Here is a 15,551-nt window from a genome sequence, read left to right as displayed (position 1 = left end):
TTAGCTAATCCAGCCTAAATAGACAGAAATTGGCATTAATGCGAAAATGATAGGAACAATGATTGAGAACCATATACCTATCGTTCTTACAACTGGTGTCCACTTTCTGTGATTCCAGCCCATCGTTTGAAAAGACGATTGAAAACCATGCAGCAAGTGGTATCCCAAGGAAATTACGCCTAAAATATAAACTACAACTACCCAAAGCTCTTGAAAAATTGCTACAATGCCGTGGAAGGTGTTATGTTCTTCGTGCGAGAAAACAGCAACTTTTGTTGGCCACCAAAAGTGGTAAAGATGCAGCACCAAAAACATTAAAATCAAAGTACCTAACAATCCCATACTACGAGAATACCATTTGCTATTCGCCTGTGGCTTATTGTAAGCATATTTTTCAGGACGAGCCGCATTATTCTGGGCAGTTAGCATTACCGCTTGAATAATATGCAGGATGATTCCGGCAAATAATCCAATCTCGAGGATGCGGACCACAATGTTATGACTCATAAAATTGGCTGCAATGTTGAAGGTTTCACCTCCATCATTCGCAAAAATTAATGCATTTATAGATACGTGTAAAATAAGGAAAGTAATCAGGAAAAGACCCGTTAATCCCATTACGTACTTTCTACCTATAGATGATGTAAAAGCTTTACTTAAACTACTCATTAGATTATTTTATTTATAATTCTTTGTGCAAAAGTATTTAATTATAGTTTCAATTTATAAATGAATATGACAAATCAACGATAAATGATTTATTTAGAAACATTCTAAAGGTTATTTTAATTTTTTCTAATATAAATCTAATTACACACCCAATAAGAATATTTTTAAACAGTAATAAAACCAACTAACAATTTCGTTATATTGCTTTATCTAATTAAATATTCATGAAAAAATTCACCCTCATAATTTTAGCTCTCCTATTGCTTAATTCTTGTAGCAATGACCCTGCATTATTTAACCTCAATGCCAAAAACTTTGGAAAAAATGCCACGATTAGCATCATATCTACAAATGGAGAATTGCTAAAAGTAGAAAACATAAAAGAGAACAATCAAACCTTTCAGGTTAATTTGCCTAAGGAAGGATTTGCAGCCCTTAAAGTTGAAAATGGAATAGATGTTAGAGATTTCTGGTTCCATTTAACAAGTGGCACGTATAATTTAGTTCTCAATGCAGAAGATAACAGAACTATTTACCCCTTTAAGAAAACACCATCAACCCAAGGTGAGGATTTTATTCATTTCTATTCCATAAAAAATAAATTGAACAAGCCAATCACTGATAGTTTACTACTTGCCAAACGTGCGGTTGATGCTGCAGACTTAACCAACATTAATGTAAGAGTTGATGTGTTGGCAGACTTAATGGATCGAACTAAAACATTAGATTTAAATGCAATTGAAACGTTTGCCAAGAAGCACCCAAATTCGGAAAACACTATCTTTCTACTTGATCAATTGGTTGTAACAGACTTAAATAGCGAAAAATTTGAAAAAATATTCAGTTATCTGAGTGATGATGTTAAAAATTCTAAAGCAGGTAAAAAACTTTTAGAGCAAATTACCCGGGTTAATAATAGTAAACCAGGCAATCTTTTTGCCGGTATTGCCGGCGAAACTCCTGATGGAAAAGCTTTTAGTAAAGAGATTTTTAAAAAAGTTAATCTGGTTTTTGTTTGGACATCGTACAATAATCGTTGCAGAACAAATAATAAAGCACTGCTAACGCTTTATAATAAGTATAAAAACCAGGGAGTTGAATTTATTGGTGTTTCGCTGGATAGTAAAAGAAATTGGTGGGTAAATGTTATTAGAGATGATAAATTAAGCTGGCCGCAATTCTCTGATTTGAAAGGCGCAAAATCTCCTAATGCAAAAAACATCGGCAATTATAATGTCCCTTATTTTATGATACTGGATAAAAATGGCAAAATTTTAATGAGCGAAGATATAAGCCTTGAAATGCTTGAAGCCGATATTATTAAATATTTGAGAAAAGTTTCTTAAAATATCGCCCATAAAAAAAGTCCCGATTTGCATCGGGACTTTTTACGATTTATGTATTCGAGTTTTCTTAAGCTACTTTAACATTTACCGCGTTTAGGCCTTTTCTACCTTCTTCAACTTCGTAAGTTACAGAATCGTTCTCACGAACATTGTCGATTAAGCCTGAAGCATGAACAAAAATTTCGGCATCGCCATTTGCTGGGATAATAAATCCGAAACCTTTAGTTTCATTAAAAAATTTTACTGTTCCTTGTTGCATTATATTGTATTTTAATTTGCTATAAAGGTAAGCTTAAATACCTATAAATCAATTTTTTATTTTTTTAAACACAAATAAAATGCAAAAACATTGGTTTAATGGCACTTAGGAGCTAAATCTTTGCTAAAAATAATTAAAGGCTTATGCCATTTTAACCTGAAATTTGAACTTAAAATGCTGTAAACAATAATTTTTTAAGCAATAAAAAGCGTCACAACTTAAGGTTGTAGAATGTCAATTACAGATTAATTGATGATTTTTAACGTAATGTATAGTCAAATCATCAGTAACCTTAACCATAAAAGTTCGATTAAAAACACGTTTACCATCATAGCTTAAAATCAACATATCATCAACCAATTCATGCAAAACCAGTTTAGGACTTGTGTAAGTAATAGATACCACATGCCCCGCCTTGTTTTCTAAATCAGAACAAAAAATTTTAAGTAGTGCCATTTCAAATAAAATTGGTTTACCGGCTTCATCGTATAAAACAGGCATTTTATTGTCAAGCAATTTAATATTTTCAACTGCCGAATCGTGTAATTTTTGATGCAACGAACCTGCTTTACTATTTGCCGCCTGCATTTGAGCAAAAGTATTTAAACCGTTTTTCAAATTAAATATTTTAGACTCCTTTTGAAATTCCTTATACGTATCGTGAAATATCCGTCTTTCAAAATCGGTTTTGCACATGAAATTAAAATATTGTGTAGAGCTGATGTTGATGTTAGCTAAAGCCATAATATCTATTTTGTGTTGCTTAAATAATTACAATAAAAAATGAATTGTTGGTAAACTTCTATTAAATAGTTAAAACCCTAAACTATCATTAGAAAATGAATTTAAAATGAACCCCTTTTCATGTAAAACGAGTAAATGTTCAAAATCGCTTCACTAGCAAAAAAATATTATTAAGAAAAGCAGTTTCCTGTTCTTTTGTTGTCGTTAGTCCTGCTGTTTGTCCAATCTTTTTTAACCTCTTTTACTGCTAAGTTACGAAGCAACAATTTCATTGTTTGCAGATGCTTCGTGCCTCAGCATGGCAAAATATTCAGGCTTACTGCAAACAAAAAAGGATTTCCCTACCATCAGGTTTATATTAATCAAGTTTCTGCAACTATTAAAAGCAAAAATCACAATAAAACGCAAAAAAAATTACCAAAAAAAAAGTCTCGATTTTCATCGAGACTTTTAAATCTTATTTAAGCATTTATTGAGCCGGGAAACTAAAATTAAAAGTTCCATGTTCATTTACACCCGACATGAAAATCATGCCATTTCGGGTTTGAGGCAAAGCTTTTTGAACATCAGTTACACTATTAACTGCTTGTCCGTTTACTTTAGTTATAATTAAACCTTTCTCAACACCAATATTATCGAAGGCTTTTCCGGCAGTTACCGAAGTTACCACAACACCGCTGTTAATTTTCAGTTCAGATTTTTGAGCTTGTGTAGCCGGAGCAAAAGTTGCACCCAACTTGGTAACTTCTGCCGCTTTGTTAGCAGCAGTATTTGTATTTAATCCAACGCTTGATTCACCTTTTAACGTAACACTAACATCTCTTAACGAGCCATCTCTTAACACTGATAATTTAACTTTATCACCAGGATTTAAGCGACCGATTCTTTCTTGTAGATCCGGAGAATCATTAATCACTACACCATCAACTTTCTTAATAATATCACCCGATTTTATGCCTGCTGCAGCAGCACCACCACCAGCAACAACATCGTTTACATATAAACCACTAATCTCTTTAGTTTTTACATCTGATGGATTTTCTGCACTTAAAGGCACAAAATTAACGCCTATGTAACCGCGTTTTACTGTGCCATATTTCATAAAATCATCTACAATTTTACGAGCTAAGTTTACTGGGATAGCAAAACCGTAACCTTGGTTATATCCGCTTTGAGATGCAATAGCAGCATTAATGCCCACCAATTCTCCACTTGCATTTACCAAAGCACCACCACTGTTTCCTGGGTTAATCGCCGCATCTGTTTGTATAAATGATTCGATACTCGTATTAGCCGGACGCTCTGGTCTTTTGCCCGTACGCTGATATTCTCTATATTCTTCTTCAGTAATGCCACCGCCTTGCTGCTCGCGACCAATAATACCAATACTCCTGTTTTTCGCACTAACGATACCAGCAGTAACGGTTGTTTGTAAATCAAGCGGGAAACCTACAGCTAAAACCCATTCGCCAACTTGTACATTATCTGAGTTACCCATTTTCACAACAGGCAAGCCTGTTGCATTTACTTTAATTAAAGCTAAATCGGTATTTGGATCACGACCAATAACCTTTGCTTCCACTTTACGTCGGTCTGTTAACACAACCTCAACTTTATCTGCATTTTCTACAACGTGATTATTAGTAACGATATAACCATCCTGACTGATAATTACACCCGAGCCAGAAGCCGCCTTTGGTTGACGCTGCATTTGACGACCGCCGCCACCGAAGAAATCTTCGAACATATCAAACGGTGATGAACCGCCTTGACTTCTGCTTGATTCTGAACTGTAAGTTGTTTTAATGTGAACAACACCTGGCGCTACAGCCGCAGCTGCTTCTGTAAAATCTGCAGCACCTGCCGATGATACTTTTAATGGATTATTGGCGAAGTACAAATTTTGCTTTTCAGAAATTGTCCCACCGTTTTGGCTACCCTCAAATAGCTTGTAACCCCCAATTGCTGCTGCACCACCTATAAATGCAGCTAACACTGTAATTCCTAATATTTTTTTCATGTGTTAAAATTGTTTTTTATCCCCACATTTAAATTATAAGCCAATTTGCTAGCTAATTGTTTGGTAAACTTATAATAAATGTATTTTACTAATTTATTTTTTGCGAGAGCTTTTCACTTTGATTTAAGCAGATTGCTCAGGCAGTTTTTATCTGCTCAAATTTCTTTTTATGTTTATTCAAATTTAATACCATATAAACGATATTTGCATAACAAATGCACCTGGCTTCGTGTTAAAAAATGTTAAATCAAAAAACATCGTTATAACACTAAGCACTCAGCTCAAATTTTGCATTTAAAAATGAAGCTTTTATGAAAATTAATTTCTACAAATATCAAGGTGCAGGCAACGATTTTATTTTGATTGATCACACCATGGCTCCGCTTGAAAACGTTGATAATAAGCAAATTGAGGAGCTTTGTAATCGAAGATTCGGTATTGGTGCAGACGGTTTAATGTTTGTAACCAAACACGAGAACTACGATTTTGAGATGCACTACTTTAATGCAGACGGTAAATTAGGCAGCATGTGCGGAAACGGAGGGCGATGCATAGTTGCCTTTGCAAAACAATTGGGTATTATTGATAGTGAAACAAACTTTTTGGCAGTTGACGGACCACATTATGCCAGAATTTCAGAAAATGGCGAATGGGTAGAATTGCAAATGATTGATGTTGATACCATGTCTAAAGATGCTGAAGCTTATGTTTTAAATACAGGTTCGCCTCATTACGTTGCTTTCAAAAAGGATTTAGAAAACTTTGATGTTTTTAACGAAGGAAAAAATATCCGTTACAATGAAATTTATGCAGAAAAAGGCATAAACGTAAATTTTGTGGAAGATAAAGGCGACCATTTATTTGTTAGAACTTACGAACGTGGGGTTGAAGATGAAACTTATGCCTGCGGAACAGGAGTTACGGCAGTGGCAATGGCAGTAGCAAAACACAAAAATTTAACGGGACATTTAAAAACAGATATAAAGGTTTTGGGTGGCGATATAAAAATTGAATTTGATTACGATGGCACAACATTTACGAATGTATTTTTATGCGGTCCGGCAAAATTAGTTTTTGAAGGCACAACCGAATAAAATCAATAAATAATTTCAAACCATAATTATTGTGTACTTTTTACACGAAGCGCCATTCTATTTTGCCTTATTTTCCGAACAATCTTTAACAAAAAAATATAAAAAATTAAGCCTTATTAACTGTTTTTAACATCTGTCGCAATTTATTTACACAGCATTTAAAGCTAAATAAAACGCTTTAAACTATTAAAAAACAGTGTTTTACATTCATAAACAACTATTATTAGATTAAAAATAAATCAATCGATTGATTAAATGACAGAATTTGGACAGATTTATTTTTTTTTAGGCTCTATTTTTGGGCATTAATCACGTAAAAAATAGAAGTGCGCTCAGAACACTTTTAGTCCCGGAATTTAAATTTTAATACACACAGAAAACATCCATGAGAAAAGTAACAACGCTCGTTTTTAGTATGAGTATCGCTATGCTGATAGCATCTTGCGGAAATAACGACGAAGCAAAAAAAGCAGCCGCAGCAGCAGCTGCGGGTCCACAACCATACCCGGTATTCACTGTTAATGCACAAACTACAGAATTAAATTCAGATTATCCTGCAACAATTGAAGGGATACAGAATATAGATATTCGTCCGAAAGTTGATGGCTTTATACAAAAAATATTGGTTGATGAAGGTGCTGTTGTTAAAAAGGGTCAATTACTGTTTACCATAATGGCTCCACAATATGAGCAAGAAGTTAGAACGGCTAAAGCTGCAATTAGCAGTGCTGAGGCTGATGTTAACGCCGCACAACTGCAGGTTAACAAAACCAGACCCTTGGTAGAAAAAGATATCATTAGCAAATACGATTTGCAATCTGCAGAACTTACCCTTCAAAGCAGAAAAGCTGCATTGTCGCAAGCTAAAGCGGCATTAGCAAATGCTAGAGTAAATTTAGGTTATACATCAATTACAAGCCCTGTTAATGGCGTTGTAGGCAGCATCCCTTTTAGAAATGGAAGTTTGGTAAGCAGCTCGAGCACAGAGCCATTAACAACGGTTTCGAATATTGCTAAAGTTTACGCCTATTTTGCACTTAACGAAAAACAACTATTAGATTTTTCGACAAAATATAAAGGCAATACGCTTGCACAACAAATGAAAAACATTCCACCTGTTAGTTTAGTGCTTGCTGATGGAAGCACTTATGCTCAAAACGGAAGAATTGAATCCATCAATGGACAGATTAATACCCAAACTGGTTCTGCTAGTTTAAGGGCAACCTTTCCAAACCCAACATCGTTGCTAAAAAATGGTTCAAGCGCTACGGTTAGAATTCCACAAAAGGTAGAAAATGCAATTTTAATCCCTCAAAAGTCTACAATCGATTTGCAGGGTAAAAAGTTTGTGTATGTTTTAGGCGATTCTGCTAAAACCATCAGCACTGAAATTGAGATTATGGATTTAACTAAAGGTAAATTCTACGTAGTAACCAAAGGCTTAAAAGCAGGCGATAAAGTTGTTTTAGAAGGTTTTCAATCGTTAAAAGATGGCACCAAAATTAAACCGGAAGAAAGAAGCTCAGATTCGGTTTATGCTGAACTAAAAAAGTAAGCTAGTGTAAATCGTTAAGAAAAAATTATGTTTAAGAAATTTATAGAAAGACCTGTTTTATCAACGGTAATATCCATCATCATTGTAATTTTGGGAATATTAGGTTTGGTAACGCTTCCGGTATCTCAATATCCCGAAATTGCCCCGCCTACCGTACAGGTTTCTACCTCGTACCAAGGTGCAAATGCCGATGTGGTAATGAATAGTGTAGTTGTTCCGCTGGAAGAACAAATTAATGGTGTAGAAGACATGACCTACATGACATCTACAGCTAGTAATGATGGAACTGCAAGCATTACCATTAACTTTAAATTGGGTACAAACCCAGATTTAGCAGCCGTAAACGTACAAAACAGGGTTGCCAGAGCATCAAGTTTATTGCCGGCAGAGGTTACACGTGCCGGTGTAATTACCGCAAAAAGGCAAGCAAGTAATGTATTAATCTTCGCGGTTTACAGCGAAAGTGATTCTTACGATCAGAAGTTTTTACAGAATTACGCCAACATTAACATTATTCCACAAATTAAGCGTATTAATGGTGTGGGTGATGCAAGTGCATTCGGTACATTGGATTATACCATGCGTATATGGCTTAAGCCCGATGTAATGGCAACATACGGCTTGGTTCCGAATGATGTAAACGTTGCTTTAGCAGAACAAAACATTGAAGCCGCTCCCGGACAATTTGGAGAACAAGGCGACCAGGCTTTTCAATATACCTTAAAATATACCGGCCGTTTAAAAGATGAAGCTGAATTTAGCAACATCATAATTAGAAGCAATCCAAACGGACAAATCCTTCGCTTAAAAGATGTTGCACGTATTGAACTTGGTGCATTAAGTTATGCAAGTTCGGTAAGGTTTAATGGTAAACCTGCTTTAGGTATTGCAATTAACCAAACTGCTGGTTCAAATGCGAAAGAAGTTATCGAAAACTCAATTAATACATTAAACGAAGCTCAAAAATCTTTTCCAAAAGGCATTCATTATACAACTTTAGTAAACGTTAACGATTTCTTAGATGCATCGATTGAGAAAGTAATCCACACTTTAATTGAAGCATTTATTCTGGTTTTCTTGGTCGTGTTTATCTTCCTTCAGGATTTCCGTTCGACCTTAATTCCTGCCATTAGTGTTCCAGTGGCTATTATTGGTACATTCTTCTTTTTAAGTTTGTTCGGTTTTACCATTAACTTATTAACCTTATTTGCCCTGGTTCTCGCAATTGGTATTGTTGTGGATGATGCCATCGTAGTAGTTGAGGCCGTACACGCCAAACTGGATGAAGGTTATACCGATGCGAAAAAAGCCACAGTTGATGCAATGGATGAAATCAGCGGTGCGATTATCTCCATCACATTGGTAATGGCAGCCGTGTTTATCCCGGTAAGTTTTATTCAGGGTTCATCGGGTGTATTTTACAAACAATTTGGTTTAACCTTAGCAATTTCAATTATATTATCGGCTATTAACGCCTTAACATTGAGTCCGGCTTTGTGTGCTATTTTACTAAAACCACATAAAGATGACCACGATAAGCCTAAGAACTTTTTAAAACGTTTCTATGCAGCTTTCAATACATCTTTCGATGCCGTAACCGGAAAATATAAAAAATCGGTTAGTTTCTTATCAAAGAAAAAGTGGATAGTTGGTGTTGGTATTGCATTCTTTACCATTGTATTGGTTTGGACTATGAACACCACACCTAAAGGTTTCGTTCCAAATGAAGATTTAGGTACTATCATGTCTGATATTTCATTACCTGCCGGAACATCTCAGGAAGAAACAAATGTTATCATTTCTCAAATTGATAGTATTGTACATAAAATTCCAGAGGTAAAAAGCTCCTTAAGAGTTGTTGGTAGAAGTATGATTAGTGGTTCTGGTAGTTCATATGGTATGGTTATTTCGAGATTAACACCTTGGGATGAAAGAAAAAGAGACGTTAAAGCAATTATAGGAGACCTTTTTGCCAAAACCGCATCAATTAAAGGTGCTAAAATTATCTTCTTTGCGCCACCAACCATTCAGGGTTTTGGTACAAGTGGTGGTTTCGAGTTTCAGTTACAGGATAAAACCGGTGGCGACATCAAAAAATTTAATGAAATTGGAAATTCATTTTTAGCAGCATTAGCTAAACGCCCAGAAATTCAGTATGCATCAACTTCATTTAACCCAAATTTCCCTCAATATCAAATTTCGGTAAATGTAGCCAAAGTAAAACAAGCCGGCTTAACGGTTAGTGATGTTTTAGGCGTAATGCAAGGTTATTATGGTGGTGTTTATGCATCAAACTTTAATAAATTTGGTAAGCAGTTTAGGGTAATGTTTCAGGCTGATGCAAAATATAGAGCAAATCAGGAGAGTTTAACAAGCATTTACGTTCGAAATTCTGCAGGTACAATGGCGCCAATATCAGAATTTATAACTTTAGAGAAAGTTTACGGTCCGCAAGCCATTTCTCGTTTTAACTTATTTACCTCAATATCTGTTACTGGTAATCCAAATGCAGGTTTCAGTTCGGGTGATGCCCTTAAAGCGGTACAAGAAGTTGCTGCAGAGCAATTACCTGCAGGTTACGGTTACGAATTCTCCGGATTATCCCGTGAGGAAATGAACAGCGGTAGCCAAACCATCTTTATCTTTTTACTGTGCGTAATCTTCGTTTATTTCTTGTTGGCCGCACAATACGAAAGTTATATTTTACCGTTGGCCGTGTTAATTTCATTACCAATTGGTTTGGCAGGTGTATTTGTTTTTGATAAGATATTTGGAGTTGATAATAACATCTACACCCAAATTACATTAATTATGCTCGTTGGTTTATTGGCAAAAAATGCGATTTTAATTGTAGAGTACGCTGTAGATAGACGACGAAAAGGCATGAGCATTGTTAACTCGGCAATTGATGGTGCAACAGCACGTTTACGTCCAATTTTGATGACATCATTCGCATTTATTTTAGGTTTATTGCCACTAATGCTTTCATCTGGAGTTGGTGCTTCGGGTAATACTTCTATTGGTACAGGAGCAGTTGGTGGTATGTTAATCGGTACACTTTTCGGTGTATTTGTTATTCCGGCCTTGTTTATTATTTTCCAAAGTTTGCAAGAAAGAATAAGCAATAAATCGCCTTTTAATGAAGGCATTGACCATGAGCAAACTAAAGAAGAATACGAGTTAGCTACCAGCAACAGCAAACATTAATTTAGAAAAATAATGAATTCAAAATATAAATATTCGGTTTTAATCGGTTTTGTAATACTTACACTGGGTGCCTGCGTAACTAAAAAATACGAAACACCCCTGGTTAAGAAAGAAGGATTATACCGCGACAATAATACGACGGATAGTACAACTATGGCCGATTTGCCATGGAAAAGCTTATTCTCAGATACAACCTTACAATCCTTAATTCAAAGAGGTATAAACGAAAACCTGGATTTAAAGCAAGCTATAGAGCGTATAAAAATTTCGGAAGCAACTTTGCAGCAAAGCAGAGCGGCATTTTTGCCAAGCTTACAGGCAGATGCATCTGTAACCGATGCAAAGCAATCGTTATCATCTTTAAACTTTCCTCCCGGGATAAACATTAACCTGGAAACCCAAACCTATCGTGCACAGTTAAGCACCGCCTGGGAAGCTGATATTTGGGGGAAATTGAGCAGTGCAAAACGTTCTGCCTATGCAACACTTTTGCAGAGTGATGCCGCAAAAAGAGCGGTACAAACGCAGTTAATTGCAACCATCGCCAATAATTATTACACTTTGTTGGCTTTAGATAAGCAACTGCAAATCACACAGCAAACCATCGACATCAGAATGAAAGATGTTGAAACCATGAAAAGCCTTAAAGAAGGTGCAATAGTAAATGGTGCCGCAGTAGTTCAAAGTGAAGCTAATTTGTATGCCGCACAGGTTACCTTACCAGATTTAAAAAGAAGCATAAAAGAAGCTGAAAATGCGCTGAGTGTTTTAATTGCACAGGCGCCGGCAACAATCGGCCGTACTACTCTGGAGCAACAAGTTCCTTACGCAAATTTACAAACCGGTGTATCAGCACAGCTTTTAAAAAACCGTCCGGATGTAATTGCGGCAGAATTTGGTTTTAGAGCCGCATTTGAAAACACAAACCTGGCTAAAACTTACTTTTACCCATCATTAACACTAACCGCTTCGGGCGGTTTATCTACTTTACAATTAAAGAATTTCTTCGATAATTCGATATTCTACAATATTGTTGGTGGTTTAACGCAACCAATTTTTGCCCGCGGACAAAACAAAGCACGTTTAAGAACAGCACAAGCCACTCAACAACAGGCTTTTTATACTTTTCAGCAAACACTTTTAACCGGCGGACAAGAAGTTTCGAATGCATTATATGCTTATCAAACGGCTGCAGAAAAAGAAGAAACCAGGGCAAAGCAAATTGCATCATTAACTAAGGCTGTAGATTTTACCAAAGAATTATTACGCTATAGTTCTGCAACTAACTACACCGATGTTTTAACGTCAGAGCAAAGTCTATTAACTGCCCAGCTTAACGGCATTAACGATAAATTACAGAAACTACAATCTGTAGTAAATTTATACCGTGCTTTGGGCGGTGGCTGGAAATAGTAAATTAACAATTTGTACGTCATTGCGAGGCAAAGCCTTCCCCGACAAATCGGGGAAGCAACTAATTTGGATTGATAGATTGCTTCAGCTCACCAAGTCTCGCTTCGCAATGACGCCTATTCTTAAATAACAGTTATCCTAAAAGGTAACTTGTAATCGCTCTCAGATTGAAAAATAAACTGAATTTCAATCTATCCTTCCTTCTTTTCAAAATAGTCCAAAATCTAACAAAATATATTTTTTGTAAAAATGTTCGCTTCTTTTGATGTAAACTCAAAATAGTGTAAGTTTAAAGTTTTTTAAAGGGGATAACTTTAAAAAATTTTCACATCCATCAATGTTACGCGTAGATAGCTCAAAATCCTGCAAAATTGTGTACTCCTTGTGCAAACATGAGTATTTGGGCTTTTTAATTGAACCTCATGTTGTTCAGCTTAATCCACAAGGCGATTTCTCTTTTACTTATCAAAGAATTTTTACGCATACGGCTGATGAATTTAAGGCTTGCTTAAGCGAAATCGACTACAAACTCATCAAAATTTTGGATGATATTGAGCAGGATTCCCTCATCAAAAAGCACTACAAAAAATTAATAAGGCCTACAGAGTTTTTTACAAAAATTTTCGACAGCAAATTTTACGAAAGTGTTCGCCCAAAAATTGAGAAAAAACTTGCTGAGGCTTTAGAGCTGCTAAAGGTTAAAGATGCTCTTTATATTATGGATAAAGATGGTTGGCCGGTTGAGCGTAAAATCGAACTTGCTACAGAACCTGCTTCCATCCTATTTCACTTCCGTAGAAATGAAACTGAAACACGATATTTTCCAACGATAAAATATCAAAATTTGCGTATAGAATTTATGTTCAAAGAAGCGCAAATCATCAGCAATAAACCAGCATGGCTATTGTTAAATGATGTTTTATACTTTTTTGACCAGGATATAGAAGGCAAAAAACTTCAACCTTTTTTAAATAAGCGTTTCATTGCGATACCCAAAGCGACTGAAGCCACTTACTTTGAAAAATTTGTTGCACCGCTAATTGAAAAGCACCATGTTTATGCCGAAGGTTTTGAAATCAGAACTGAACAATTTGAGGCTATCCCAGTTATTAAAGTTTTATATGTTGATGGTGGAATTTCTCAAATTCAGCTTTATTTTAAGTATGGCGAATATATTTTTCCTTTAGAAAACGCACACAAGGTTACGGTAAGGTTAGAAAAAATAGACGATAACTACATTTTTCACCGCATTAAACGCTCTGCCGAATGGGAGAAAAAACAGCTTAATTTATTGCTATCTCTTGGTTTAAAAAAAACCAGTGCTTTATTTAGCAATTTAGAAGTTGCCGCCGAAATTGATAACCCGAGCTACGCAGCCATAAATTGGGTAAATGAGCATATAGAAATGCTAAGCGATGCAGGTTTTGAGATTGAGCAGGCCACCGGACAAAAACGTTTTGTTATTGGAGCCAGTAAAATAGACTTAGAAATTAAAGAAGGTAATGACTGGTTCGACATTAACGCTGTGGTTTGGTTTGGGAAATATCAAATTCCATTTCTTTCTTTAAAACAACATATTCTACATAAGCGCCGAGAATTTATTTTGCCTGATGGCGAAGTAGCCATTATTCCTGATAAGTGGTTTACGCAATACGGTAGTTTATTTAGTTTGGCCGAAGCCGGAAAAAATTTAAAATTAAAGAAACACCACATCGGCTTAATTAACGATTTGGCAGAAGATAGCTTGGCCAATGTAACTTTGGAGCGCAAATTACAACGACTATCTGATTTTGAAGATATTGCCGATACGCAAATGCCGGTAAACTTTAAAGGCAGCTTACGCGATTACCAAAAAGCAGGCTACAATTGGTTTAGTTTTCTTCGCGAATATAATTTTGGTGGCTGCCTTGCCGATGATATGGGTTTAGGTAAAACCATCCAAACCCTGGCGATGTTGCAAAAAGTTAAAGAAGATGATGCTTTAGCATTAACACAAACCACTTCCTTAATTATTATGCCTACTTCTTTAATTTATAACTGGTTAACAGAGGCTAAGAAGTTTACACCAAAATTGAAAATTCTGGCGCATACAGGTACAAACAGGAATAAAGATGTTGCCAATTTTGCCAATTACGATATCATTATTACAACCTATGGCATAACCCGGGTTGATGTAGATGATTTGAAAAACTTTTATTTCAACTACATTATTCTGGATGAAAGTCAGAACATAAAAAACCCATCTTCAAAATCTTTTAAAGCGGTTAGAAGTTTAAAATCGAGGCATAAACTAATATTGAGTGGTACGCCGGTAGAAAATTCTGTTGGCGATTTATGGTCGCAATTGACCTTTTTAAACCCCGGTTTATTGGGCACACAAGCATTTTTCTACGAAGAATATGTTCTGGCTATAGAGAAGCGAAAAGACGAAGAAAAAGCCAGAAAGCTGCAATCTATTATAAAACCATTTGTACTGCGTAGAACAAAAGAACAGGTAGCAGCAGAATTGCCGCCTAAAACGGAGCAGATTATTTATTGTGATATGAGCGAAGACCAGGCCGCTTATTATGAAAAAACAAAATCTGCTTACCGTAACGATTTGTTGCAAAGCATGGATGATGGTACATTTGCTCAGAAACAAGTTCAGCTTTTGCAAGGTTTAACCGCTTTGCGTCAATTGGCGAATCATCCGGTAATGATTGATAACGAATATGCATCAGATTCGGGCAAATTTAAAAACGTAATTCACACGCTTGATAATGTTTTAAAAGGCGGCCATAAGGTTTTAGTGTTTTCGCAATTTGTTAAACACCTCGATATTTTCAAGAAACATTTCGAAGCTGAAAATATTCCTTTCGCCTACCTGGATGGCGCAACAAGAAACCGTGGAGAAATTGTTGCCGAATTTCAGCAAAATACCGATTTAAAGGTATTTTTAATTTCGATAAAAGCCGGTGGTGTTGGTTTAAACCTTACGCAGGCCGATTATGTATTTATCCTCGACCCATGGTGGAACCCGGCAGTAGAGCAGCAGGCAATTGACCGTACCCATCGAATTGGGCAAGACAAAAAGGTTTTCATCTATAAATTTATTGCAAAAGATACTGTTGAAGAGAAGATTTTAGCCTTGCAAAACCGTAAGAAATCGCTTGCCAATTCTTTAATTACTACTGAAGAAAGTTTCTTTAAATCTTTAAGCAAAGAAGACATCAGGGATATTTTAAAATAGTATTTGCCACGGAAA

Annotated in this window: 10 protein-coding genes; 6 read left to right on the top strand and 4 right to left on the bottom strand. The window is 35.8% G+C overall.

Translation table 11 applies throughout. The annotated features are described in order from the left end of the window. Positions 1 to 669 carry a succinate dehydrogenase cytochrome b subunit gene (locus LUA86_RS02250; protein WP_231458918.1) on the bottom strand — a complete coding sequence of 223 codons (669 nt, stop codon included), beginning with the start codon at positions 667 to 669 and terminating at the stop codon, positions 1 to 3. Between the two features lie 224 nt (positions 670 to 893). On the opposite strand from LUA86_RS02250, the gene LUA86_RS02245 reads away from it, so the two are divergent. After that, positions 894 to 2,015 carry a TlpA disulfide reductase family protein gene (locus LUA86_RS02245; protein ID WP_231458917.1) on the top strand — a complete coding sequence of 374 codons (1,122 nt, stop codon included), beginning with the start codon at positions 894 to 896 and terminating at the stop codon, positions 2,013 to 2,015. Positions 2,016 to 2,082: 67 nt separating this feature from the next. Here LUA86_RS02245 and LUA86_RS02240 read toward each other — a convergent pair whose 3' ends face one another. The 3 genes from LUA86_RS02240 to LUA86_RS02230 all read right to left on the bottom strand — a co-directional run bounded on the left by LUA86_RS02240 (position 2,083) and on the right by LUA86_RS02230 (position 5,038). Then, the gene (locus tag LUA86_RS02240) at positions 2,083 to 2,274 is read right to left on the bottom strand and encodes a cold-shock protein (protein ID WP_231458916.1); all 192 of its coding nucleotides are present in this window, start codon (positions 2,272 to 2,274) and stop codon (positions 2,083 to 2,085) included. Positions 2,275 to 2,508: 234 nt separating this feature from the next. Further along, positions 2,509 to 3,018 (bottom strand): hypothetical protein, encoded by a 510-nt coding sequence (locus tag LUA86_RS02235; RefSeq protein ID WP_231458915.1) that lies wholly within the window; start codon positions 3,016 to 3,018, stop codon positions 2,509 to 2,511. A gap of 469 nt (positions 3,019 to 3,487) precedes the next feature. After that, positions 3,488 to 5,038, bottom strand: coding sequence for a trypsin-like peptidase domain-containing protein (locus tag LUA86_RS02230; protein WP_231458914.1), 1,551 nt, complete (start codon positions 5,036 to 5,038; stop codon positions 3,488 to 3,490). A 311-nt stretch (positions 5,039 to 5,349) separates the two neighbouring features. On the opposite strand from LUA86_RS02230, the gene dapF reads away from it, so the two are divergent. The 5 genes from dapF to LUA86_RS02205 all read left to right on the top strand — a co-directional run bounded on the left by dapF (position 5,350) and on the right by LUA86_RS02205 (position 15,536). Then, entirely contained in the window at positions 5,350 to 6,132 is a 783-nt protein-coding gene (dapF, locus tag LUA86_RS02225) for a diaminopimelate epimerase (RefSeq protein WP_231458913.1), read from the top strand. Between the two features lie 385 nt (positions 6,133 to 6,517). Next, positions 6,518 to 7,687, top strand: a complete 1,170-nt coding sequence (locus LUA86_RS02220; protein WP_231458912.1) for an efflux RND transporter periplasmic adaptor subunit — start codon at positions 6,518 to 6,520, stop codon at positions 7,685 to 7,687. Positions 7,688 to 7,714: 27 nt separating this feature from the next. Further along, positions 7,715 to 10,894, top strand: coding sequence for an efflux RND transporter permease subunit (locus LUA86_RS02215; protein WP_231458911.1), 3,180 nt, complete (start codon positions 7,715 to 7,717; stop codon positions 10,892 to 10,894). 12 nt (positions 10,895 to 10,906) lie between these two features. After that, entirely contained in the window at positions 10,907 to 12,307 is a 1,401-nt protein-coding gene (locus LUA86_RS02210; RefSeq protein ID WP_231458910.1) for an efflux transporter outer membrane subunit, read from the top strand. 337 nt (positions 12,308 to 12,644) lie between these two features. Continuing rightward, positions 12,645 to 15,536, top strand: a complete 2,892-nt coding sequence (locus LUA86_RS02205; protein ID WP_231458909.1) for a DEAD/DEAH box helicase — start codon at positions 12,645 to 12,647, stop codon at positions 15,534 to 15,536. The last annotated feature ends 15 nt before the right edge of the window (positions 15,537 to 15,551 follow it).

The organism is Pedobacter sp. Leaf132, from assembly GCF_920984695.1.
In the GTDB taxonomy this organism is placed as follows: Bacteria; Bacteroidota; Bacteroidia; order Sphingobacteriales; family Sphingobacteriaceae; genus Pedobacter.
This window is presented reverse-complemented; position numbering and strand designations above follow the sequence as displayed.